Source organism: Allomesorhizobium camelthorni, from assembly GCF_011045125.1.
GTDB classification, from domain to species: Bacteria; Pseudomonadota; Alphaproteobacteria; order Rhizobiales; family Rhizobiaceae; genus Allomesorhizobium; species Allomesorhizobium camelthorni.
The window spans coordinates 1-23,104 of sequence record NZ_JAAKZF010000005.1 but is presented as its reverse complement, the minus strand read 5'-3'; the positions used below and the strand labels follow the sequence as shown (position 1 = coordinate 23,104).

The window sequence follows — 23,104 nt, the reverse complement described above, 5'->3', positions numbered from 1 at the left end:
CCAGTTGATGGGAACACTCGATATGAAGAGCTATTCGATCGCCCTGATCCCCGGCGATGGCATCGGCCACGCCGTCACCGACGCGGCCTGGCAGGTGCTGGAGGCTGCCGCCAAGGGCTCGGATTTCGCGCTCGAGGGCAAGCGTTTTCCCTGGTCCTGCGCCTACTACAAACAGACCGGGGCAATGATGCCAGCCGATGGGATCGAGACGCTGCGCGGCTTCGACGCCATCCTGCTTGGCGCGGTTGGCTGGCCGGCGGAGGTGCCGGATTCGGTTTCGCTGCACGGGCTGCTTCTGCCGATCCGAAAGGCCTTCGTGCAATACGCCAATATCCGTCCGCACCGGCTGCTGCCGGGGGTGGAGGGGCCGCTAAAAGCCAAATCCTTCGACATCCTGTGCATCCGCGAGAACACCGAGGGCGAATATTCCGGTGCCGGCGGCCGCGTGCATCAGGGCACCGGCGACGAGGTCGCTGTGGAGACCTCGATCTTCACCCGCAAAGGCGTCGAGCGGATCCTGCGCTTCGGGTTCGAGCAGGCGCGGTCGCGGCGGCGAAAGCTCGCCTCCGTAACGAAGTCCAACGCGCAGAAATACTCGATGGTGTTCTGGGACGAGATCACGGCGCAGCTTGCCGCCGAATACCAGGATGTGGAGGTGGTCAGCTACCATATCGACGCGATGGCCGCGCGAATGGTGATGGCGCCTGAAAGCCTGGACGTCGTCGTCGCCTCGAACCTCTTCGGCGACATCCTCACAGATCTCGGCGCAGCGATCCAGGGCGGCCTGGGCTTCGCCGCCTCGGCCAACATCACCCCCGACCGCAGTGCGCCCTCCATGTTCGAGCCGGTCCACGGCTCGGCGCCCGACATCGCCCATCTGGGAATCGCCAACCCCATCGCCGCCATCTGGTCCGCGGCCATGATGCTCGACCATCTGGGTGAAGGCGCCGCGGCGGCGAAAGTCATGGCTGCAATCGAGGCCACGACAGCGCGAGGCATCGGCGCGGCGCCCGGGAAGGACCGCACGGAAACTATTACAGCCGCCATATTGGCGGCGCTTGAATGAAGGACGCACGAATGGACGCGTTGAAAGACAAAAGGCTGTTCCGGCAACAATGCCTGATCGCGGGGGAGTGGTGGGATTCGGCCTCGGGCGCCCGCGTCGCGGTGACTGATCCGGCGACACAGGCGGTGATCGGCTCCGTGCCGGATGTAAGCGGGGCAGAAACCCGTGGCGCCATCGAAGCCGCCTCGACGGCTTTTGCTTCATGGCGTGAAAGAACCCATGCCGAGCGCGCCGCGCTGCTCGAGACCTGGCACGACCTGATGCTCGAACATGTTGAGGATCTGGCACGGATGCTGACGCTGGAACGAGGCAAGCCGCTTGCCGAGTCCCGCGCCGAGATCCGCTACGGCGCGTCCTTCGTCAAATGGTTCGCGGAGGAAGCACGGCGCATCGGCGGCACGACCATCCCCTCGCCTACCCGCGACCGAAGGATCGTGGTGCTGAAAGAGCCCGTCGGCGTCTCGGCGATCATCACGCCGTGGAACTTCCCCAATGCGATGATCACCCGCAAGGTCGCGCCGGCGCTGGCGGCAGGCTGCACCGTTGTCGTCAAGCCATCGGAATTCACGCCGTTCTCGGCGCTGGCGCTCGGCGTTCTGGCCGAACGGGCCGGAATCCCGGCCGGCGTCATCAACATCGTCACTGGCATGCCGGCCGAAATCGGCGCGGAACTCATGGCGAACGAGACGGTGCGCAAGATCTCCTTCACCGGTTCGACCCGCGTCGGCGCGCTGCTGATGCGAGGCGCAGCCGATAGCATCAAGCGCCTCAGCCTGGAGCTCGGCGGCAATGCGCCGTTCATCGTCTTTGACGACGCAGATATCGATCTTGCAGTCGAGGGCGCCATCGCCTCGAAATTCCGGAACGGCGGCCAGACCTGCGTCTGCGCCAACCGCATTCTCGTGCAGGCGGGCGTCTATGAGACATTCGCCGAGAAGCTTGCTGCCCGGGTGTCGGCCATGAAGATTGGCCCGGGCACCGAGCCGGGCGTCGAGATCGGCCCGATGATCAATGCCGCGGCGATCGAAAAGATCGAACGCCACGTGTCCGATGCGCTCGCCAAGGGCGCTCGCGTGCTTTCGGCGCGCCCCGCCATGCCGGGCGGCGGACAATACGCGGCCCCCGTCGTGCTCGGCGGCGCCACGACCGGGATGCTGCTCGCCAGCGAGGAAACCTTCGGTCCCGTCGCGCCGCTCTTCCGGTTCGAAACCGAGGCCGAGGCAATCGCTATCGCCAACGGCACGCCATTCGGCCTGGCCGCCTATTTCTACACCGAGAGCCTGAAGCGGTCGTGGCGGGTGGCGGAGGCGCTCGAGTTCGGCATGGTGGGATTGAACACCGGCGCGATCTCCACGGAAGTCGCTCCCTTCGGCGGCGTCAAGCAATCGGGCCTCGGGCGCGAAGGCGCCCAATGCGGTATCGAGGAATATCTGGAAATGAAGAGCTTCCATATCGGCGGTCTGACCTGAACGACCCCGACGGGATAGCAAGACGGCACGGGCAACACCCGTGCCGTCGCCTTACTGAAAGCGGTCGAGGGCCTTGTAGTAGAGCCCGACGATCGGCAGGAACCACGGCTTGCCGAAATGCCCCGGAACCGCAGGCCAGGCAAGGCCCTTGACCGGGTTGCGGTCGGCTTTGCCCAGAATCGCGTCCGCCATGACGATCCCCAAATGGGTGGACATCTGCGCGCCATGGCCCGAATAGCCCATGGCGTACCACAGGCCGTCGGCGTAGCCCGCGCGCGGGAAGCGGTCCTTGGTCATGTCGACCAGTCCACCCCAGCAATAGTCGATTTCGATTTTTGCCAAGTGCGGAAATATCCGTGCGAGGCTTGCGCGCAGGATCGCTCCACTCTTTGCGTCGGAGCGCTGATCGGACGTCGCCGAAAACCTGGCCCGTCCGCCAAAGATCAGCCGCTTATCTGGCGACAGACGGAAGTAATTGCCGATGTTCATCGAGGTGACGTAGGTCCGGTTGCCCGGCACAGTCGCGGCGATCTCGGCCTCGGACAGCGGCCGGGTAGCGATGATGAAGCTGCCGACCGGCACGATGCGCCGGCGGAAATAGCCGAACGGACTGGACGTGTAGGCGCCCGTTGCCAGCAACACATTACCGGCGGTGACGCTGCCGCGTGGCGTCTTAAGCTGGTGCTCGCCGGCCAACGACGTCAGCCCCGTCACCGGTGCGTTTTCGAAAATCGTCGCGCCGTGCTTTGCAGCCGCGCCCGCAATGCCGGAAACGAAGCGTCCCATATGCATCATCGCGCTCTTCTTCGACAGCATCGCACCATGGAAGGCGGCGGAGCCGATCTCGCGCTTCAGGTCCGTGGCATCCAAGAGTTCCGTGTCCGAATCTACCTCGCGATGCACCGCCTCGTAGTTCCGCGCGATCTGATCGAAGTGCGCCGGTTTCGACGCGAGCTTCAGCTTGCCGGAACGGCGGAAATCGCAATCGATCCCCTCCTCCGCCACGATGCGCTCGATCGTGTCGACGGAATCATCGAAGGCGCGGTAGAGCGCGACAGCGCGTTCCGCCCCAAGCTGCGCCTTCGCTGCCAGGAAACTATGGGCGAGGCCGTTGTTGAGGTGCCCGCCATTGCGGCCCGAAGCGCCGGAGCCCACGGAATTCGCTTCCAGCACCACCACCTTGGCTCCCGCCTTGGCCAGATGCCGCGCGGCCGCGAGCCCGGTGAAGCCGCCGCCGATCACGGCCACGTCGTAGCGGCCCTCGACCGGCCCGGTGGCCGCCCCTGCGAAGGAGGGAGCGGTATCGTGCCAGTAGGACTTGAACTGCATGGCCGAAACTCCGTCAGAGCCCGACGACGCCGGGCAGGCCTGAGATGTCCTTGATCTCGGTATATTCATAGTACGGGTTGGCGGGCTCGTGGCCGCGATTGACCCAGACCTTGTTCTTGATGCCCAGGTCGTAAGCGGACATCAGATCATAGCGGAAGGACGACGAGCAATGCAGCACGTCCTCCGGACCGCAGCCGAGCATATCGAACATGTATTCGAACGCCTGGAAGCGCGGTTTATAGGCATTCGCCTGCTGCGCGGTATAGACGGCGTGGAACGGCGCACCAAGCTTTTCCACATTCGACATGATCTGCTCGTTCATCGCGTTGGAAAGGATCACCAGCGGGATCTCCTTGGCGACTTTGGCAAGCCCCGCCGGCACATCCGGGTGAGGTCCCCAGCTCGGCACGGCATCATAGATGGCGCGGGCGTCCTCCTGGCGAAACGTCAGGCCGTTCTTGCGGCACGTGCGCTCCACGGCGTTGTGAATGACTTCGTTATAGGGCTTCCAATCACCCAGAATCTCGTCCAGCCGGTAGGCCGCGAAGCTCTTGATGAACTGCGCCATACGCCGCGCGTCGAGTTGCTCGCCATAGATCTTCTGGGCCGCCTCGGCCATCTGAAATCTGGTGAGCGTGCCGTAGCAGTCGAAGGTGATGTATTTGGGCCGGAACTGGGTCATGTCATGAGCATCCTTCCAGGGTGCCAACAGGGCTTTGCGATCTAAGCCATCATAGGCAGGGACCCAGCGGCCGGATGACCGCAATTGCAGCCGTTGGAAGCAGATTGTTCCGTATCGCCGTCGGCCTTTGGCAGAGAGTTGCGCCGCCGTCCGTTTGCCGGCCCGAACCATCAGAAGTAGTTTCACTCCAGTACCGCACAACCCGGCATAAGATGCGGCTGCCGCCGCCCAGGACGGAGAAAGATACCGCGCGCTTCGCGTCCTCGGGACGATCTTCTTCGCGACCGGGTCTATCACAGAAGACGCAACGATTTGGAACAAGTCATGCTTACGACATCAATCGAGCTTGTGGACTTCGCACCTGAGCATCTCGAAGGCGCCATGCTCCTTTCGCGCCAGGCAGGGTGGCCCCACAGGCGCGACGATTGGGCCATGGTGCTGGCGCTCAGCGCTGGCATTGTCGCACTCGAAGGCGACCGGGTGGTGGGCACGACGCTGGTCACGCGCTACGGCCGGGAAGTAGCCACGATCAACATGGTCATCGTCGACGCCGCAATGCGCGGGCATGGTATCGGCCGCAGGCTGATGGATTGTGCTCTTCAGGCCAGCGAAGGCCGCGATTGCCGGCTCACGGCGACGCAGGACGGTTTGCCGCTCTACGAGAAACTCGGCTTTCGCTCGAGCGGTGAAATCCTGCAACATCAGGGAACCCTCCGTCAGGCTGCCGTGGCCCCAGCGGATGTGGATTGGGCGACGGTCGAAGACATCGCCGCCATAGCAAAGCTGGACCAGGCGGCCATCGGCGCGGATCGTGGCGCGCTGATCGCACTTTTGTCCGAGCATGGGCGTCTCGCCGTTCTGCAGCATCAGGGGCGGCCAAGCGGTTTTGCCGCCGTCCGAGCCTTCGGTCGCGGCGAGGTCGTGGGGCCGGTGGTGGCGGCGACGGCCGACGAAGCCCGCATTCTTATTTCTTTCCTCTTTGCCGCTCGTTCAGGCGCCTTCTTGCGCCTGGATACGCCCTATGCATCCGGCCTCGCGCCCTGGCTGGCGGCGCAAGGATTGGCCCATGTCGGCGGCGGGATCGCCATGCGCAGGGACGGTCATCGGCCAGCCCAGGCAGCCGGCGTCCAGACCTTTGCACTGGCCAGCCAGGCCCTTGGATGAATTCGGAGAGACAAATGCTGAGCAATTCCCTGGTCGAACTCGACCGCGCCCATCTGGTGCATCCCGTCGCCTCCTATCGCGGCCACGAAAGGCGTGGGGTACGGGTTCTGAAGAGCGGCTCGGGAGCAACGATTACCGACGCGAGCGGCCGCAGGCTGATCGACGGTTTCGCGGGATTGTGGTGCGTGAACGCGGGCTATGGCCAGAACAGCATCGTCGAAGCCGCCACGCGCCAACTGCGCGAACTGCCCTACGCCACCGGCTATTTCGGTCTCGGCTCGGAGCCTGCTATCAGGCTTGCGGCGGAACTCGCCGAGCGCGCGCCCGGCGATTTGAACCATGTCTATTTCACGCTCGGCGGCTCCGACGCCGTGGACAGTACGGTCCGCTTCATCCGCTATTACTACAATGCCAAAGGCCTGCCGCAGAAGGATCAGTTCATCTCGATCGAGCAAGGCTACCACGGCTCCTCTACCGTGGGAGCTGGGCTCACCGCCCTGCCCGCCTTCCACGCCGGCTTCGGCGTGCCGCTGGACTGGCAGCACAAAATACCGTCGCATTATGCCTACCGCAATCCGGCAGGCAGCGACCCGCAGGCGATCATCGCCGCCTCATTGACGGCTCTGCGCGGCAAGGTGGACGAACTTGGAGCCGACCGCGTCGCGGCATTCTACGCGGAACCGATACAAGGCTCGGGGGGCGTGCTGGTTCCGCCGCCCGGCTGGATGAAGGCGATGCGCCATCTCTGCAGCGAACTCGATATCCTTTTCGTCGCCGACGAAGTCATCACCGGATTCGGCCGGACGGGTCCGCTCTTTGCGTGTTCCGAGGACGGGGTCATCCCGGACCTGATGACCGTCGCCAAGGGCCTGACCTCCGGGTACGCGCCGATGGGGGCGGTTCTCATGTCCGACGATGTCTACGACACTATCGCGGACGGCGCGGGCGCTTCGGCGGTCGGCCACGGCTATACCTATTCCGCCCATCCGGTCAGCGCCGCGATCGGCCTGGAGGTCTTGAGACTTTACGAAGCCGGCCTGCTGGAGAACGGGAGGAAGGCCGGAGCGCGGCTGATGGAAGGACTGCGGAGCCTATCGGAGCACCCGCTCGTGGGCGATGTGCGCGGCCGCGGGATGCTGGCCGCGATCGAACTGGTGGTGGACAAGGAGCGCAAGATCCCCCTACCGGCAAGCGCCGATCCGTCCCGGCGGATTTTCGACCGCGCCTGGGATAACGGGCTGGTTATCCGCGCCTTCGGCAATGGCGTGCTCGGCTATGCTCCGCCACTCTGCTGCACGCATGACGAGATCGACGCCATCGTCGAGCGAACCCGGATGACGCTCGATCAGACGCTTGAAGATCCGGACGTGCGCGCCGCCATGAGCTGATCCCAAATACCATCGTGGCCGTGGATACGGCCATCGTAGCAAGGAGCAACACGTTGACGAAGAAGCTCAGTGATTTCAAATACCTGACGTTCGACGTCGTCGGCACCCTGATCGACTTCGAAGGCGGCATCACCAACTGCCTCGCGGAGATCGCTGCCGAGGCAGGCGCCATCGTCGATGGCGAGACTGCCCTGAGGCTCTATCGCGCGGCCAGATATTCGCCCGATGCCGGCCGCTTCCCGGATGATCTCGTCAGGGTATATGAGGTGATAGCACCGGAACTCGGCCTGCCCGCCGAACGTCGGCATGGCGAGCGGTTACGCGATTCCGCGAGAAGCTGGAAAGGCTTTCCCGACAGCGCCGAAGCGCTGGCCCGGCTGGCGAAGCGCTACCGACTGATTGCGATGACCAACGCGCAGCGCTGGGCCTTCGAATATTTCTCGCGCGAGCTGGGCGATCCTTTTTACAAGGGCTTCACGGTCGATGACACCAGCACGGAGAAACCCGATCCCGCCTTCTTCGAGAAGGTTTTCGCCTTCGTCGAATCCGAGGGCAACTCGCGCGACGACATCCTGCACGTCGCGCAGAGCCAGTACCACGACATCGGCATTTCGCGGAAACTCGGGCTGACCAATTGCTGGATCCAGCGGCGCCATGCCCAGAAAGGCTATGGCGGAACCATCGAGCCGGAAAGCTTCACCGAGCCGGACTACCACTTCACTTCCATGGCGGGCCTGGCCGATGCCGTGGAGCGGAGCCAAGCCGTCTAGGCGAATTCGGGCGAGGGCTGCTAGACCGGGAAGAGGCTCTTCAGCGGCATGTGGGACTTGACGATGGGCGATTTCAGCACGACGAAGCTGAAATATTTGTCGATGCCGATGTCCATGTCCGTCAGGCGCTCCATGATCGCCTGATATTCGGCGATCCCCGCGGTGACGAATTTGAGCAGATAGTCGTAACCGCCTGAAACGAGATGACATTCGACAACCGAATCGACCTTCTCGATGGCTGCCAGGAACCGCGCGAAGTCGATCTGGCGGTGGTTTTTCAGCGTCACCTCGGTAAAGACGGTAAGCGTCTGCCCCAGTTTTGCGATGTCTATCTGCGCCGAATAGCCGACAATATAGCCTTCGGCCTGGAGCTTTTTCACCCGCATCAGGCAGGGGCTGGCCGAGAGATTCACCAATCCCGCCAGTTCCACATTGGTGATCCGGCCGTCCTTCTGCAATTCAGAAAGTATCTTGATGTCGATCCGGTCGAGTTTCATGCGCGGTCCATGGCGAATTGCGCGGGTCGGTGCCTGCAAGCTCATCAAAGCAGATTATGCTGAACCGACTAAGGAGCAAGGACAAATCGCCGAGCTGCATCACGCATTAGGGCGGCAAATCCGCACATAGCAGAATTCCCCGCCAACGTTCCGCGCAACCGAAGGAAATGCTGCCTGCCACCGATTTGCGGCGAATGCCCTTCGACCCACGGCGATAATATGGTCGGACGACCGGAGACTCAAATGGCCGCACCGCTGCTCCACATCGAGACAACACCCGCCTTGCCGGAAACTGCCGATGTCGTCGTGATCGGCGGCGGCATTGTTGGCGCGTTCGCCGCATATTACCTCGCCCGGCGCGGCGTGCGGGTGGCGCTCCTGGAAAAAGGCCGGATCGGCGCCGAACAGTCCAGCCGCAACTGGGGCTGGTGTCGGCAACAGAACCGCGATGCCCGCGAACTGCCAATGGCAACGGCAAGTCTGGCGCTTTGGGAGGCTCTCGCCGGCGAAATCGGCGAGGATCCGGGCTTCCGGCGCTGCGGGCTGCTTTATCTCAGCAACAACGAGGCCGAGATCGGCGGCTGGGCTCGATGGCGCGATTTCGCCCGCAGCGTCGGCGTGACCACGCATATGCTCAGTTCCGGCGAGGCCACGGCATACGGGCACGCGACCGGCCGGAATTGGAAAGGCGGCGTCTTCTCGCCTTCGGACGGCACGGCTGACCCATCGCGCGCCGCGCCGGTGGTGGCGCGCGGTATCCTGAAGGCCGGCGGAAGCGTCCATCAGATGTGCGCCGCGCGGGGGATCGAGACCAAAGCCGGCCGCCTCAGCGCTGTTATCACCGAGGCCGGGACGATCCGCACGAAAACTGTGGTGATGGCCGGCGGGGCCTGGGCCTCCTCGTTCTGCCACCAGTTGGGCATCCGCTTCCCGCAAGCGTCGGTCCGCTCCTCGATCCTTTCGGTTGCTCCCGGATCCAAGGGGCTGCCGGATGCGCTGCATACTTCGGAAATCTCGGTCACCCGCCGCGACGGCGGTCACACGCTAGCGATCAGCGGCCGCGCCAGCGTTGATCCGACGCCACAACTGTTCCGCTTTGCCCGCGACTTCCTGCCCATGTTTGCCAGGCGCTGGCGCTCCCTTGTCCCCGGCGGCTTGCAGGCGTGGCAGGCGGAGCATGAGACGCTGGCGCGCTGGCGGCTCGATGCCCCCACGCCAATGGAGCGGACCCGCATTCTCGATCCGCGGCCCGATCGGAGGCTGATCCGGAAAACACACCAGCGGGCCTGTCGATTGCTGCCGGCCTTGCAGCAGGCGCAAATCTCGGCCGCCTGGGCGGGTTATGTCGACAGCACGCCGGACGGCGTTCCCGCCATCGGCGAGATCCAGAGCCTGCCGGGCTTCATCCTCGCAGCGGGCTTCAGCGGCCATGGATTTGGCATCGGCCCAGGGGCAGGCCATCTGATCGCGGACCTGATCACCGATTCCGCTCCGCTAGTCGATCCCCTGCCCTACAGGCCCGAACGGTTCAATACATCCGCCTGGGGCCAGGTAGCGGAGTTTTGAAGGACATTTATCCGCTCTGCTGAACCCTTGTTGTGCCGCCTGCCGCCGATTTCGCACGTCACTGGCAGCCCTCCGGCTCTTTACAGTACGATGGGAAAGCGCGTAGGCCATCCGAGAAGGCCGCAAGCCTGCTGGCAAAACAGCAATCCAGGCTAACGCGCTAGCCCTCGGCTGCTCCGCTCTTTCACATAACAAACAGCAGATTCGCGGTGCCGGCGGACGAGCCAACGATGCCGCCGCCGATGATTGCGACGTCTGCCCTGGTGGGTAGGTGTTCGTCATTGGCAGTACGAAGCAATCTGGGGGGACATTGAGGGTTCTTTGCCGCGACTTTGTCGACAAACGTTCAAGCGAAGTCGATGAGCGCGCTCTTAAGGCGCATGTTGGCTTCCACCGCTTGGCGACCGAGATCCTTGCCGATACCCGAGCCGTTGTAGCCACCGGTCGGGATAATGTAGTCTGCGGTACGGCCATAGCGGTTCACCCAGACAGTTCCCGCTTTGATGCTGCGCACGGCGCGCATGGCCTTGCCGATGTCAGCCGTGTGCACTCCTGCGGCAAGACCGTAGGTGGGATGCGACGCGAGGTTCAGGCCTTCTTCCTCGTCGTCAAAAGACTGGCTCGTCAGAACCGGGCCGAACACTTCTTCGCGGACCGCCTCCATTTCGGAGGTCACGTGGGTCAGAATGGTAGGCTCATAAAAGGCGCCGTCCTGGATTTCAGCGAGGCGCCGGCCGCCGATCAGCGCTTCCGCGCCTGCGTCGAGGGTTCGGCGCACCATGCCATCGATCCGGTCGAGCTGGGCTGTCGAGACAATCGGCGAAAAGCTGGTCTGCGAGGACCAGGTGGGACCGGGCTGCATCGCCTGCGATAAGCGCACGACACGATCCACCAATTCGTCTTCTACACGACGCTCGACAATCAAGCGGGATCCCGCGACGCAAACCTGGCCGGCGTTGCCGAAAATGGATTTGGCGATATTGCGGGCGACCTTGTCGAGGTCCGCATCAGCGAAAACCAGTTGCGGGCTCTTGCCGCCGAGTTCCAGCGTCACCGGCTTCAATCCACTTTCGGCACTCGCTACCATAATCGCCGCACCCGTCCGGGTAGAGCCGGTGAAGGATATTTTCCCAACGCCAGGATGGCGGCACAGGGAGTCGCCGGTGGCCATGCCGGTTCCTTGCACGACGTTGAAAATACCGGCCGGCATGCCTGCCTCAGTGCCCAACTGGGCAAGCCGTACCGCCGAGAACGGGGTCATTTCGGACGGCTTGAGAACGACGGCATTGCCGGCGGCCAGGGCCGGGCCGATTTTCGTGACCGCCTGGTTGACAGGGAAGTTCCACGGGGAGATCGCCGCCACCACGCCGTAAGGTTCGGATATAACCATGCCGAGGTTGTCGGTGCGGGTTGCAGCGATATCGCCGCCAAGTTTGTCGGCGTATTCCGCGAAAAAACGAATGCAGTCGGCGGCGTAAGGGAGATCGACAGCGATAATATCTGTAATCGGCCGCGTGGAACCTAGGGCCTCGACGCGGCCGAGTTCAATTGCGTGGCCTTCGATGAGGTCTGCCCAGCGCCGCAGGATCCGAGCACGCTCGCGCGGGGCTCCTGTAGCCCAGCTTGTCTTGCGAAACGCACGTTCCGCGCTAGCCACCGCGCGATCCACTATTTCAGGGCAGCCGATAGATAAGTCCGCGTAGACCTTGTTGTCGGAAGGACGCCGGACCGCCAGATGTTCCAAGCCGTCGCTAATAACCACACCATCGATATAATGGCCGTTCGGAAATGCGACGTCATCCGGGTTGAAGTCGAGCATTGTTGCGCCTCACCGAGCAGTTTTGGAGAAGCCTAACTCCGCTATCGCGCGCCATTGCTCGCGTTTTCCTTATGGAAACGGCAGACTCTGCCGAAGATGACGGTTAAGCGGCAAACCGTCGTCGTTCAGGCGTTATGAGGCCGCGGCACGAGGCCGTCGCAGAACGGGCCTGCGTTCTTCCTGGAGGTTCATAGTGTCCGTCGTGCTGACGGAAGCGTGCTCACGATGGATGAAGCGGCCGTGAGCTGATTTATCGATTGTCATTTCCGCAGAGACAGCCGGAAATTCGGCCTAGTTTCGGCCATGCCCCTGAATCCGAGGGGCCTTGGCGATGTGAAAGACCAAGAGCTTTGCGTCGCCATATCGAGCCGCGCTGAACATTCTTCCCGTCGGTGAATTTGCGAGCGCTGTGGATATCCGGTCCATCGGCCCGATGACTGCGGCAGGGAGGTTGACCTTTTTAGCGCAATGGGCAATGGACGTTGTAACGGTATAACATATTGGAAGAGGTTGGGATGCGTGTTGCACTTTTTGTTGCCGGCGTGGCAATGGCCTTGTCGACCCTGTCCGGCATGGCACAGGAGCGGATGCTCAAGGTTGCCGGCCCGTGGGAGATAGCCGGGATCGATCCGGCGCAATCGGGCTATGTCTTCAGCCGGCTGCAGGTGGCCGAGACATTGGTGAGCGCGGATGCGACCGGCAAGTTGATGCCTGGATTGGCGGAGAAATGGTCCGTCAGCGACGACGGCTTGACCTGGCGTTTCACAATCCGCTCGGATGCGATCTTCCACGACGCAACGCCCGTGACGGCCGAGGCCGCGGCGGCGAGCCTCAAGCGTGCGCATGCGGGCGTGGGCGTTCTGACCCAATTGCCCATCTCGGAAATCGCGAGCGATGGCCAGGACGTCGTCATCCGCCTGGAAAAGCCGTTTGCGGCGGTGCCAGCCTATCTCGTCAATTTCAGCACAATCATTCTTGCCCCAGCGTCCTACGACGCTTCCGGAAAGGTCACGCAAATTATCGGCTCCGGCCCCTATAAGGTGAAGAGCCTGACACCGCCGCTGAAGCTCGAACTCGAGGATTCGGATAACTGGTGGGGCGGCGACCCAGGCATCGGTGAGGTCAGCTATCTCGCCGTAGGCCAGGGCGAGACCCGGGCACTCATGGCCGAAAGCGGCGAGGCCGATCTCGTGTTTTCCATGCTGCCGGTTTCCGTCGAGCGGCTGAAGCGCAATCCGAAGCTCGATGTGCACATCGCCACCATCCCGAGGACGCGCATCATCAAGGTGAATGCGGGTGCTCCATTCTTCGATGACGTGAAGGAACGGCAAGCGATCAGCTACGCCATTGATCGGGCAGGCATCACCAAGGTGATCCTGCGCAATCCCGATCTTGCCGCCACGCAGCTCTTTCCGCCGGCGCTCGCCGGCTGGCATGTCGCTGACCTCAAGCCCCTGACGCGCGATCTCGACGCCGCAAAGCGGCTGCTTGCGGAGGCAGGCTGGAAGCCGGGACCGGACGGCATTCTGGAGCAGGACGGCAAACGCTTCAGCGTCACGCTCCTCACCTATGCGAGCTGGCCGGAACTGCCGCCCATCGCCACGGCGCTTCAGGCCCAACTGAGGGAAGTCGGCATCGACGTCAAGGTCTCGGTCGGCAACAGCTCCGAGATCCCCAGCCGGCATCAGGACGGCACGCTGGAAATGGGCCTGATCTCCCGCCTCTACTTGATCGTTCCCGATCCGATCGGGACATTGCTGCAGGATTACGGTCCAGGCGGCAGCGATTGGGGCGCCATGGGCTGGTCCAATGACGAGTTCCAGGCACTGGTCGAGAAGCTCGTCGCCACCAGCGATCCGCAGGAGCGAGCGCCGCTTCAGAGGCGGGCCGTCGAGATACTGCAAGAGGAACTGCCCAGCATTCCGGTCACCTGGTCGGAGCTGGCGATCGTCGCCAATAAACGCATCACCGGCGTTCAAGTCGACCCGTTCGAGGTGAACTACGGCCTCGCTTCGGTCCGCTGGGCCGAATGAAGGTCGCGTTTGAATGAGACAGTTCCTTCTCGCGCGCCTCGCCCAGGCCGGCATCGTTGCCTTTGTCGTCGGCGCATTGTGCTTTGCCCTCATGCGCGTTCTTCCGGGCGACGCCGCGATGCGGATCGCCGCGGGTCGCTATGGGCCGGATGCCAGGATCGCAGAGGCCGCCGACAAGGTACGGCTGGAACTCGGCCTCGACCGGCCATGGCTCGTCCAGTTCCTGGACTGGCTCGGCAGCCTTGTCCGGTTCGATCTCGGCCATTCCCTCGTGACCGGTGCTCCTGTCGTGGATGAACTGAAGGTCCAGCTCGGGGCTTCGGTCTGGCTCGCCGCCGCCGCCCTCCTGCTGTCCCTCATGATCGGCCCGACCACCGGCGTCTTCTCGGGCCTCAGGCCGAACGGATGGACCGACAGGCTTGGGCTCGCGGGCTCGGTGATATTGCGCTCCCTGCCGCCTTTCGTGCTCGGTCTCATCCTGATGCTCGTTTTTGCCATATGGCTCGGCTGGCTTCCGCCGGCAGGCTTTGGAACATGGCGGGACCTCGTCCTGCCCGCCCTGACGTTGGCGCTCGGTCTCGCTGCCGTGTCGAGCCGGGTTACGCGTGACGCGATCGCCGCTGTCGCCAAGGCCCCGTATTTTGTGTTCGCCAGGCACAAGGGATTGCCCGAGGCAGCGGTCGTGCGGCGGCACGGACTTCGCAATGCAGCGATCCCGGTCGTTTCCTATCTCGGCCTGCAGGCGATCTATCTCGTCGAAGGCGTGGTCGTGGTGGAATCGATCTTCGCCTATCCCGGAATCGGGCACGCCCTCGTCCATGCGATCGTCGAGCGGGACATTCCCATGGTGCAAGGCACGGCGCTTGCGATGGGCCTGATGTTCGTCGCCATCACCGCCGCCGTGGATGCCGCTTCGGCTTGGCTCGACCCGCGACTGGGGAGAGTGCAATGAGCACCGAAATCGTTTCCCTTTCCGTATCGCGGCCGCGCCATCTTTCCGTCACCCGCGTGATCGGCGCGGCACTGCTCCTAGCGCTTGCCGCCTTTGCGGTTCTCGGCCCCTGGCTGGTGCAGGCAGACCCTGCTCAGCAGGATTTCAGCGCCAGCCTTGCCCCGATCGGCGGCGAATACCTACTCGGCGCGGACCATTACGGCCGCAGCCTCTTGGCGCGGCTCGCCCACGGCGCCAGGCTGTCGTTCGGCATGGCGTTCCTCACCATGTTGACGGCCGCCATCCCGGGCGTTCTTCTCGGCCTCGCCGCAGCCTGGCGCGGCGGCTGGCTCGAGCGGATGCTCGAGCTTCTCGCGAACATCGTACTGGCACTCCCTGGGCTGATGCTCGTTCTTCTGCTCCTCGCCTTTGCACCTGGAAATTTCGGGCCCCTCTATTTCGGGCTGGCGCTGACGCTGTGGGTGGAATTCTACCGGATCACGCGCGCCACAACCGCGACGATCCTAAAGCAGCCACATATCGAGGCAGCAAAACTCCTCGGCTTCGGGTCCGGCTACATCCTGCGCAACTATGTCTTGCCGAGCATCGCACCTTTGATTGCGACGCTCGCGGCCTTCGCCATGGCCACGGCGATCATCGCGATCTCCACGCTGAGCGCCATCAGCGTCGGGCTACAGCCGCCGACGCCCGAACTCGGCAGCATGATCGTCGAGCTTCTCCCCTACTACGCTGAAGCGCCGGTGCACGTGCTGCTTCCCGCAGTTCTGATTTTCCTGCTCGTCCTCGGCCTGCAGCTCGTTGCGCGGAAAGACAACCCATGAACGCCCCGGCAAATATCCGCGAGTTACTCATTTCGGAGCTGAGTATTCATTCCGGCGCAACGCCCATTGTCCGGAATATTTCCCTCTCGCTTCGACCAGGCCAGCCGCTCACGCTGCTTGGAGAAAGCGGCTCGGGAAAGTCACTCGTTGCCCAGGCGGTGATGGGAACCTTACCACCTGAACTGGCTGCATCGAGGACGATCCGTCTCGACGGCGCCGACCTCATCGCCAGCCCTCCCGAAGAGCGGCGCAACCGCTGGGGTCGCGCAATCTCGCTTCTACCCCAGGAACCATGGCTCGCGCTCGACCCTACAATGCGTGTCGGGCCGCAGGTCGCAGAGGTACATCGCTTCGTTAGAGGCAATGCAGTATCGCAGAGCAACGCTCTGGCTCAGGCAAACCTCGCTGATGTCGGCCTTGGCCATGCCGGCGCGCTCTACTCCTTTCAGATGTCAGGCGGCATGTGCCAGCGCGCGGCGATCGCCATTGCCCATGCCGGCGGCAGCGGGCTTCTGATTGCGGACGAGCCGACCAAGGGGCTCGACGCGGATCTGCGCGACAGCGTCGTTACCCGGCTGAAACAGGAAGTCGAAGCCGGCCGGCTGCTGCTCACGATCACACATGACATCGGCGCGGCCCGAACGCTTGGTGGCACAGTCGGGATCATGCTCGAGGGCCGCCTCGTGGACTATGGACCGGCGGAACAGGTGCTCACCGCGCCGAGCCATCCCTACAGCCGGGCGCTGCTTGATGCCGATCCGGAGAGCTGGGCTCGGCGCGCGCCGACGCCGTCGGAAGACGTCGTGCTTGCGGGGCGCGGCCTCACCAAAGCGTTCGGCGCTCATGTCCTGTTCAAGGATATCGACATCGAGGTGCGGGCGGGCGAGATCGTCTCCGTCGTAGGTCCCAGCGGCTGCGGCAAGACGACGGTCGGAAACATCCTCCTCGGGCTCGTTGAACCGGACGCCGGAAGTATTGAACGGCGCATGAAAGTGTCGCCGCTGCGATTTCAAAAGCTCTATCAAGACCCGCCGGCAGCCTTCCCGCCGCACCAGACGATCCGAACGGGCTTGCGGGATCTTGCGAAACTGCACCGGCGCCCGTGGAGCGGCGTGGAGAAACTGCTCACTCGCCTTCGTCTCCAGAACGATCTGCTCGACCGCTTGCCGAGCCAGATTTCGGGAGGCGAGTTGCAGCGCTTCGCGATCGTGCGCGCCTTGCTTCTCGATCCGGTCTTCCTGTTTGCGGACGAGGCTACTTCCCGCCTCGACCCGGTCAGCCAGAAGGAGGTGATCGATTTTCTGATCCAGACGGTGCGCGAAACCGGGCTTGGGGTTCTTCTCGTCACGCACGACCGCGCGTTGGCCAAAAGAATCTCGACAAGAACGATCGATCTGGCGGGCGCGGACGAAGCCCGGCCCGGTTGATCCACGCATCACGGCGATGCTGGAGCGCAAGCCAGCGCGTGTAGCCACGGTCGCTGCCGCGAACCGAACGGTGCCATCGGCCATCTGCTGGGCGAGCGGGCGGGATTCCCATTCGACTTCTTACGGGTCGAGCGCGACACGTTGCTGCCCAGCCATGACCATGAGCTACGACCGTGACGAGCTGTTCACCGATCGACCCGGCTTTCTTGCCCAATTGGCGCAATTTTCTTTTGCGCTCTCATCTTCCAAGGATACTATTGTCTCGCGACTTCTCAGGGTCAAAGTCGTATCTCTAGCCGTCCTGCCATGCACGAAATTCGTCGCATGAGCGCATCGGCAGGGTCTGGAAAGGGGCGTAGGAATTTGTGTTCCAGGCGAGATTGCCGGCTCGCCTGATCGTTGTATGCGAACCAAGGAGTCGCGCATCCAGCGCGAAAGAGGGGTATCAGATTGCAACAGAAGCCATCCATCGGATTTGTCGGCTTGGGGCTCATGGGTTCAGCCATGGTAAGACGCCTCCAGGACCGTGGCTATGCAATGACTGTGATGGCCAACCGTAACCGGGCGAACGTCGACGCGGCTGTGGCGCGCGGCGCTGCCGAAGCGAAAACTGCGCGCGAACTCGCCAGACAAAGCGATATCGTGATGCTCTGCATGGACACATCCGCCTCCGTCGAGGCGCGCATGTTCGGCGAGACCGGAATTATAGCCGGGTTGCGGGCCGGCAGCCTGGTTATCGACTTCGGCACCTCGTTACCCGATTCGACCATGCGGATCGGTGAGGCCGTTGCGGCCGTGGGCGCAAGCTATATGGATGCACCGCTCGGCCGCACTCCCTCGCACGCGGTGGAGGGCAAGCTCAACATTATGGCAGCCGGCAGCTATGAAGCCTTCGGCCGCGCCGAACCGATCTTCAGGGATCTTGGCGAGAACGTTTTTCACGTCGGACCTCTTGGCGCCGGGCATACGCTGAAGTTGATCAACAACTTCTTCGCCATGACAACGGCGTGCGCCATGTCCGAAGCTTTCGCCATGGCCGACAAGGCAAGCATCGATCGCCAAGTGCTTTACGACGTCATGTCCTCCGGACCGCTGAAGTCGGGCATGATGGATTTCATCAAGGCCAACGCCGTGGACGGCAAGCCGGATATGCTGGCCTTCTCCATAGCCAACGCGCGCAAGGATGTCGGGTATTACGGCAGAATGGCGGACGGTCTAGGCGTGCCAAGCCTAATGTCTCACGCCGCCAAGCAGGCGCTTTCGCTTGCCGCAGCCGCCGGCTACAGCCAAAGGATGGTTCCCGAGTTGGTGGATTATTTCGTGGATCTGTTCGGCGGAAAACCGCAGGAACCACACTGACCAGGCTCATCCCTGTAAAGGTCTCATGGAGTTGGAGCGGGCCCAGCACGCACGACAGATCGGGAACCGGCAAGCCTGAACAAACCCGCCCGCGCTTGTCCCGGCCGCCGGCGACCTTGATCGACATGCAACCTCCCCTCAGATGCGCTGGGCGATTTTGTTTCACGCTTTCTTTGAAGGATCACGGATGCGAGCGCAGCTTGCGTTCCTCGGCACGTGTGCCGGCTTGAACTCGCACTTGAGGCGCCAGGTTGAGTAATTGACCCAGCGGCCTGCCCAGTTATAGTTCCGCTGACAACATCCGCGCGCAGGGATGTGCAAAAGCGGAGATTCAAGATCGCGCCGACAAGGCGTTTCGGGAGGAAACGATGTCAAATATTCGGAAGTCATTTTTGACGGTATTTGCCTGCAGCCTTGGCTGGATACTTCCATTTGCCCTCGGCTCGCCAGCGGCCGCCCAGATCAAGCTGGTCGGCGCCAGTCAATTCAACGAAGATCACGCTTTCACCAAAACCATGCGCAAGTTCGAGGAACTCGTTCAAGCGTGTTATACCGACGAGCCGGTCGAGTTCGAGATGCACCTCAATTCCGAGCTCGGCTTGGAAAAGGATTACGTCGGCTTCATGAACCAGGGGATCTCGGTCGACTACGCCGTGGCGTCACCTGCGCATATGTCGACCTTCTCCCAGATGGCTCCGCTCATGGACATGCCATTCCTGTTTCGCGACGAGGATCACTGGCGCAAGGTGCTGGAAGCCGATGCCCTGAAGCCGGTTGCCGACGACATTTTGGAGAAGGCCGACATCCGCCTTCTCGGCTATGCCGGAGGCGGCACACGGAATGTCTTCGCCAACAAACCGGTCACCAACATGGCGGAACTGGCTGACCTCCCGATCCGCATGCAGGGAGCGCCGATCTGGACGCGGGTCTTCGATGCGCTCGGCGCAGCGCCGACGGTAATCGCCTATGACGAGGTCTACAACGCAATCCAGACCGGTGTGATTGCCGCCGGCGAGAATGAGGCGGCGGGCGTTGAACAGATGAAGTTCTACGAAGTCGGGCCGCATTTGTCTTTGACCAAGCACGCCATCACCATCCGCCCGCTCCTCATCTCTAACAAAACCTATCAGAAGCTGCCGGCGAAACTGCAGAGCTGCATCGACGAAGCCGGCGCCGAAGCTGGAAAGCACGGCCGGGAGATCGAGAGCGGCGAGGACTCCGCGAAGGTAAAGGCGATGGAGGAGAAGGGATGGCTGCAGACGCACGAATTCACCGAGCGCGACAAGATGCTCGATGCGGCCACGCCCGTGCTGGAGGCCTATGCCGAGGAACTGGGCGCCGGCGACGTGCTGAAGGCGATTCAGGCGATTCAGTAGCGTCACAGGTTCAAACTCCGCAGGACCGGCCGCGGTCGGCCCTGCCCTTTCCCGTTGTAAATCCGATACACCGGAAAGTACGGTTGCGGCGCCCATGACAAGGGTTCTCGATGCGATCCATGGCGCTCTCAAGATCGTGCTCGGCGCGCTGGTGTGCGGGTTGCTGGTACCCGTTTCAATGCAGGTTCTGTCGCGCTTTACCGGGCTTATCCCCCGCTACATCTGGACGGAAGAGATCGCGCGCTTCTGCTTTGTCTGGATGATCATGGTAGGCGCCATTGTCGCCGTCCGCGACGGCACGCATTTCGACCTCGACCTGATGCCGAGAAGCGACAACCCCAAAAACGAGGCAGCAAAGCGCATCCTCGTCGAGCTGCTCATGTTGATCGTCGCTCTGGTCTTCGTCTGGTACGGATGGGAGCTGATCGCGTTCGGCTGGTTTCAGACTTCCGAGATAGCGGCGCTGCCGATGAACTGGATCTATGGCGCCTGGCCCTTCGCAGGAGTGCTCTTTACAGTGTTCATTCTTGAAAAGCTCGTTCGCGACTTGAGAATCCTGATGGCCCCCGCACAGTGACCCCGCTCGTCGTCTCCTCGATCCTTTTCGGACTGTTCCTTCTATTCATCGTGTTGCGCGTCCCCGTTGCCTTTGCACTGGCGCTGGCGTGCCTACCGATCTTTTTCCTGGAGCCGCGGCTGACGCCGATCCTGCTGCTCCAGGCGATGTTTAAGTCCTACAACGCCTTCGTGCTGCTGGCGGTGCCGTTCTTTCTGCTCGCTGCCAACCTGATGAACGCGGCGGGGATCACCGACAGGCTGATCCGCCTGTCGCGTGCTCTCGTCGGGCACCTGCCGGGCGGGCTCGGGCACGTGAACGTAGTGGTTTCCATGCTCTTCGCTGGAATTTCGGGGAGTTCTACAGCCGACGCCGCCGGCATTGGATCCCTGATCATTCCGCAGATGAAGAAGGAGGGCTTCACCGCATCTTTTTCGGTCGCGGTGACGGCCTGCTCCTCCGTCATGGGCGTGATCATTCCGCCGTCGATTCTGATGATCGTCTGGGGCGGCCTCATGTCTGTTTCGATCGGGGGGCTCTTCCTCGCCGGCGTCATCCCCGGCATCCTGATCGGGCTTGCGCAGATGACGACGGTTTATGTCTATGCGCGGAGGCACGGCATGGGCATGCACGACCGCGCCACCCTTCGCGAACTCGCCACAGCCATCGCCAGCGCCTTCCTGGCGCTGCTCACGCCCGTCATCATCGTCGGCGGCATTGTTGGTGGCTTTTTCACGCCGACTGAGGCGTCGGTCGTTGCCGCAATCTATGCGCTGGCGCTCGGTCTGCTGGTCTACCGCACACTGGACCTGAAGAAGGTAGGGCAAATCTTCTACGATACTGGCCGCTTCGCCGCCATTGCGCTGTTCTGCATCGGGACGGCCAGCGCCTTTGGATTTATCCTCGCCTATTTCAAGGTGCCCGCCGCGCTCGTCACCCTTGTCCAGGCGATGGACCTCGGCGTCATCGAGATGGGTCTGGCAGTCGCAATCTCGTTCCTGGTCATCGGCTGTTTTATCGACGCCATCCCCGCGATCGTCATTCTTGGCACTGTGCTCTTCCCGGTCGCGCAGTCTGTCGGAATGCATCCGATCCATTTCGCTATCATCGGCATCGTCAGCCTCGCCTTCGGCCTCGTCACTCCGCCCTACGGCCTCTGCCTCCTCATCGCCTGCGCCATCGGGCAGATCTCGATCCGGCAGGCCATGCGCGACGTTGCCATTCTTCTCCTGCCCATGCTCGCTATTCTCACCCTGATCGTCTTCTTTCCATCCATTTCGCTGTGGCTACCCCGCCTGCTGATGCCGCAATTCGTGAACTGATAAGGTCGCGTCTGCGTAGATGCAGGCTCGAAGACGGGCCGGCACCTCTCCGCGGCGAAGGCATGATGCTCCAAGCAACGCTCACCGCCATCGGCGACCGGGCGCAAGGCGGCGGAAGCGGCCCCTTCGGGCGCCAGACGGTCAGGAACGCCTCATTCTGGCGACAGGGCGCTACCTCGGCGAGGGCTTCGACGATCCGCGCCTCGATACGCTGTTCCTGACGACGCCGATCGCATGGAAGGGAACACTCGCCCACCATGTCGGACGGCTCCATCGTGAACACCGGGGCAAGGCGCAAGTTCTCGTTTACGACTACGTCACTACATCGATGCCGCCGTGCCGGTGCTGGCACCCATGGCCGCTAAGCGGCGGGCCGGCTATTGGGCGCTTGGATACCATCTGGAACAGAAATGAGGCGGTTGCGACCGATTGACCCTGTAGCTGCCCGGAGTTGGCCCGTCGTCGCGAACAACGCAGCTATATCGGAGCGCCTATACGCCCGGCCGCAGCGCTTCAAGCAAGGGGCCGGAGCTTGTGCTTGCGGCGGTGCTTTTCAATCAGTCCGTCGATCCTTGTGATCCAGTCCTCGAACCGGCCGGCGGCGTCATAGGCGAGTGCGGCCTTCTCCAGCCACTGCGCCGCCAATTCATACTGTCTTCTGATATCAACGCAGAGTGGGACGACGAGGTGGTGCTATGCGCAGATGAAATTCGCCCCATGGTTACATGGGGGACTTCGCCGGATCAGTCGGTTGCGGTCGATGAGTGTGTCCCCAATCCCGCAACTGCAGGCGAGGAGGCCGAGAGTTGGCAGACCGCGATGGACTTCATGGGCATCCAACCGGGACGGCCGGTGTTGGGAACGCCGATCGACGTGGCTTTTGTCGGCTCCTGCACCAATGGCCGACTGTCCGAATCTCGAAGCCGTTGCAGCTTTCCTGCGCAAGACTGGCGGGCGTGTCGCGCCAACTGTAAAAGCATTGATCGTGCCCGGCTCTCGTGCAGTGCGAGAGGCGGCGATTGCACAGGGTCTCGACAAGTTCTTTGGCGAGCGGTGGTTTGAACTGCGTGACACGGGCTGCTCGCTATGTTGCGGCATGAATGCCGACAAGCTTGTGGGTTCGCAGGTCTGCGCTTCGTCCTCCAATCGCAATTTCCGAGGCCGGCAGGGCTCGCCATTTGGCCGCACCTATCTCATGTCCCCCGTTATGGTAGCTGCCGCTGCGCTTGCAGGCGAAATCACTGATGCCCGCCCGGCGCAAAAAAATAGATGAGGATGGTCAATATGACAGGTCCTATCGAGACAGTTTCAGGGCGTGGTCTCTCACTGCCCGACGACAATATCGACACCGACCAGATCATCGAGTCACGCCATCTGAAGATGACGACCTTTCATGGCATGGAAGCGCATGTCTTCGAAAGTTCGCGCCGAATCGCCCGAGAGACGAGGGCAGTACCGATCGAGCAGCGCCGTCGTCATCTTGGCATCACCGACGACTTCATGATGCC

Annotated in this window: 22 protein-coding genes and 1 pseudogene; 18 read left to right on the top strand and 5 right to left on the bottom strand. The window is 62.7% G+C overall.

Going from position 1 to position 23,104, the window contains the following annotated elements; all coding sequences use genetic code 11:
• Positions 1-22: 22 nt before the first annotated feature.
• The gene (locus G6N73_RS06420; RefSeq protein WP_165024948.1) at positions 23-1,066 is read left to right on the top strand and encodes a tartrate dehydrogenase; all 1,044 of its coding nucleotides are present in this window, start codon (positions 23-25) and stop codon (positions 1,064-1,066) included.
• Between the two features lie 11 nt (positions 1,067-1,077).
• Positions 1,078-2,535 carry an NAD-dependent succinate-semialdehyde dehydrogenase gene (locus G6N73_RS06415; RefSeq protein WP_165024946.1) on the top strand — a complete coding sequence of 486 codons (1,458 nt, stop codon included), beginning with the start codon at positions 1,078-1,080 and terminating at the stop codon, positions 2,533-2,535.
• A 51-nt stretch (positions 2,536-2,586) separates the two neighbouring features.
• Here the strand turns inward: G6N73_RS06415 and G6N73_RS06410 are convergent, their stop codons facing one another.
• Entirely contained in the window at positions 2,587-3,864 is a 1,278-nt protein-coding gene (locus tag G6N73_RS06410) for an NAD(P)/FAD-dependent oxidoreductase (RefSeq protein WP_165024943.1), read from the bottom strand.
• Between the two features lie 13 nt (positions 3,865-3,877).
• Positions 3,878-4,546: a haloacid dehalogenase type II gene (locus G6N73_RS06405; protein WP_165024941.1), complete on the bottom strand. Its 669-nt coding sequence runs from the start codon at positions 4,544-4,546 to the stop codon at positions 3,878-3,880.
• Positions 4,547-4,870: 324 nt separating this feature from the next.
• Between G6N73_RS06405 and G6N73_RS06400 the strand changes: the two genes are divergently transcribed.
• From G6N73_RS06400 to G6N73_RS06390, 3 genes are read left to right on the top strand one after another with little or no spacing between them, the layout of a single operon-like run.
• Positions 4,871-5,710: a GNAT family N-acetyltransferase gene (locus tag G6N73_RS06400; RefSeq protein WP_165024938.1), complete on the top strand. Its 840-nt coding sequence runs from the start codon at positions 4,871-4,873 to the stop codon at positions 5,708-5,710.
• 14 nt (positions 5,711-5,724) lie between these two features.
• Positions 5,725-7,098 carry an aspartate aminotransferase family protein gene (locus G6N73_RS06395; RefSeq protein WP_165024935.1) on the top strand — a complete coding sequence of 458 codons (1,374 nt, stop codon included), beginning with the start codon at positions 5,725-5,727 and terminating at the stop codon, positions 7,096-7,098.
• A 53-nt stretch (positions 7,099-7,151) separates the two neighbouring features.
• Positions 7,152-7,868, top strand: a complete 717-nt coding sequence (locus tag G6N73_RS06390; RefSeq protein WP_165024932.1) for an HAD-IA family hydrolase — start codon at positions 7,152-7,154, stop codon at positions 7,866-7,868.
• A 20-nt stretch (positions 7,869-7,888) separates the two neighbouring features.
• Here the strand turns inward: G6N73_RS06390 and G6N73_RS06385 are convergent, their stop codons facing one another.
• Positions 7,889-8,365: an Lrp/AsnC family transcriptional regulator gene (locus tag G6N73_RS06385; RefSeq protein WP_165024929.1), complete on the bottom strand. Its 477-nt coding sequence runs from the start codon at positions 8,363-8,365 to the stop codon at positions 7,889-7,891.
• 243 nt (positions 8,366-8,608) lie between these two features.
• Here G6N73_RS06385 and G6N73_RS06380 point away from each other — a divergent pair, with 243 nt between their 5' ends.
• On the top strand, positions 8,609-9,931 hold the full coding sequence (locus G6N73_RS06380; protein ID WP_165024925.1) for an NAD(P)/FAD-dependent oxidoreductase: 1,323 nt from the start codon (positions 8,609-8,611) through the stop codon (positions 9,929-9,931).
• Positions 9,932-10,277: 346 nt separating this feature from the next.
• Here the strand turns inward: G6N73_RS06380 and G6N73_RS06375 are convergent, their stop codons facing one another.
• On the bottom strand, positions 10,278-11,750 hold the full coding sequence (locus G6N73_RS06375; protein ID WP_165024922.1) for an aldehyde dehydrogenase family protein: 1,473 nt from the start codon (positions 11,748-11,750) through the stop codon (positions 10,278-10,280).
• Between the two features lie 515 nt (positions 11,751-12,265).
• Between G6N73_RS06375 and G6N73_RS06370 the strand changes: the two genes are divergently transcribed.
• The 9 genes from G6N73_RS06370 to G6N73_RS36290 all read left to right on the top strand — a co-directional run bounded on the left by G6N73_RS06370 (position 12,266) and on the right by G6N73_RS36290 (position 21,817).
• Complete coding sequence (locus G6N73_RS06370) at positions 12,266-13,783, top strand: ABC transporter substrate-binding protein (protein WP_165024919.1); 1,518 nt, start codon at positions 12,266-12,268, stop codon at positions 13,781-13,783.
• A 13-nt stretch (positions 13,784-13,796) separates the two neighbouring features.
• Positions 13,797-14,735, top strand: a complete 939-nt coding sequence (locus G6N73_RS06365) for an ABC transporter permease (protein WP_165024916.1) — start codon at positions 13,797-13,799, stop codon at positions 14,733-14,735.
• Entirely contained in the window at positions 14,732-15,556 is an 825-nt protein-coding gene (locus tag G6N73_RS06360; RefSeq protein ID WP_165024913.1) for an ABC transporter permease, read from the top strand. The genes G6N73_RS06365 and G6N73_RS06360 overlap by 4 nt, the downstream gene beginning before the upstream one ends.
• On the top strand, positions 15,553-16,983 hold the full coding sequence (locus G6N73_RS06355) for an ABC transporter ATP-binding protein (protein ID WP_165024910.1): 1,431 nt from the start codon (positions 15,553-15,555) through the stop codon (positions 16,981-16,983). The genes G6N73_RS06360 and G6N73_RS06355 overlap by 4 nt, the downstream gene beginning before the upstream one ends.
• Before the next feature lie 399 nt (positions 16,984-17,382).
• Entirely contained in the window at positions 17,383-18,342 is a 960-nt protein-coding gene (locus G6N73_RS06350; protein WP_281352844.1) for an NAD(P)-dependent oxidoreductase, read from the top strand.
• Positions 18,343-18,710: 368 nt separating this feature from the next.
• Entirely contained in the window at positions 18,711-19,718 is a 1,008-nt protein-coding gene (locus G6N73_RS06345; protein ID WP_165024907.1) for a TRAP transporter substrate-binding protein, read from the top strand.
• 94 nt (positions 19,719-19,812) lie between these two features.
• Positions 19,813-20,295 carry a TRAP transporter small permease gene (locus tag G6N73_RS06340; RefSeq protein WP_165024904.1) on the top strand — a complete coding sequence of 161 codons (483 nt, stop codon included), beginning with the start codon at positions 19,813-19,815 and terminating at the stop codon, positions 20,293-20,295.
• Positions 20,292-21,596: a TRAP transporter large permease subunit gene (locus G6N73_RS06335; RefSeq protein ID WP_165024901.1), complete on the top strand. Its 1,305-nt coding sequence runs from the start codon at positions 20,292-20,294 to the stop codon at positions 21,594-21,596. The genes G6N73_RS06340 and G6N73_RS06335 overlap by 4 nt, the downstream gene beginning before the upstream one ends.
• A 62-nt stretch (positions 21,597-21,658) precedes the next feature.
• Positions 21,659-21,817, top strand: coding sequence for a hypothetical protein (locus G6N73_RS36290; RefSeq protein ID WP_206078698.1), 159 nt, complete (start codon positions 21,659-21,661; stop codon positions 21,815-21,817).
• A gap of 292 nt (positions 21,818-22,109) precedes the next feature.
• On the opposite strand, the gene G6N73_RS37885 is transcribed toward G6N73_RS36290, so the two are convergent.
• Complete coding sequence (locus tag G6N73_RS37885) at positions 22,110-22,241, bottom strand: hypothetical protein (RefSeq protein ID WP_281352843.1); 132 nt, start codon at positions 22,239-22,241, stop codon at positions 22,110-22,112.
• A 42-nt stretch (positions 22,242-22,283) separates the two neighbouring features.
• Between G6N73_RS37885 and G6N73_RS38515 the strand changes: the two are divergent.
• The 3 genes and pseudogenes from G6N73_RS38515 to G6N73_RS06325 form a co-directional block, all read left to right on the top strand.
• Positions 22,284-22,460: pseudogene (locus G6N73_RS38515) on the top strand (3-isopropylmalate dehydratase); the annotation flags it as partial.
• 34 nt (positions 22,461-22,494) lie between these two features.
• Positions 22,495-22,869 carry an aconitase family protein gene (locus G6N73_RS06330; RefSeq protein ID WP_206078697.1) on the top strand — a complete coding sequence of 125 codons (375 nt, stop codon included), beginning with the start codon at positions 22,495-22,497 and terminating at the stop codon, positions 22,867-22,869.
• 11 nt (positions 22,870-22,880) lie between these two features.
• Positions 22,881-23,104: 3-isopropylmalate dehydratase small subunit (locus tag G6N73_RS06325; protein ID WP_206078696.1), on the top strand; the 224-nt coding region annotated here is incomplete at its 3' end.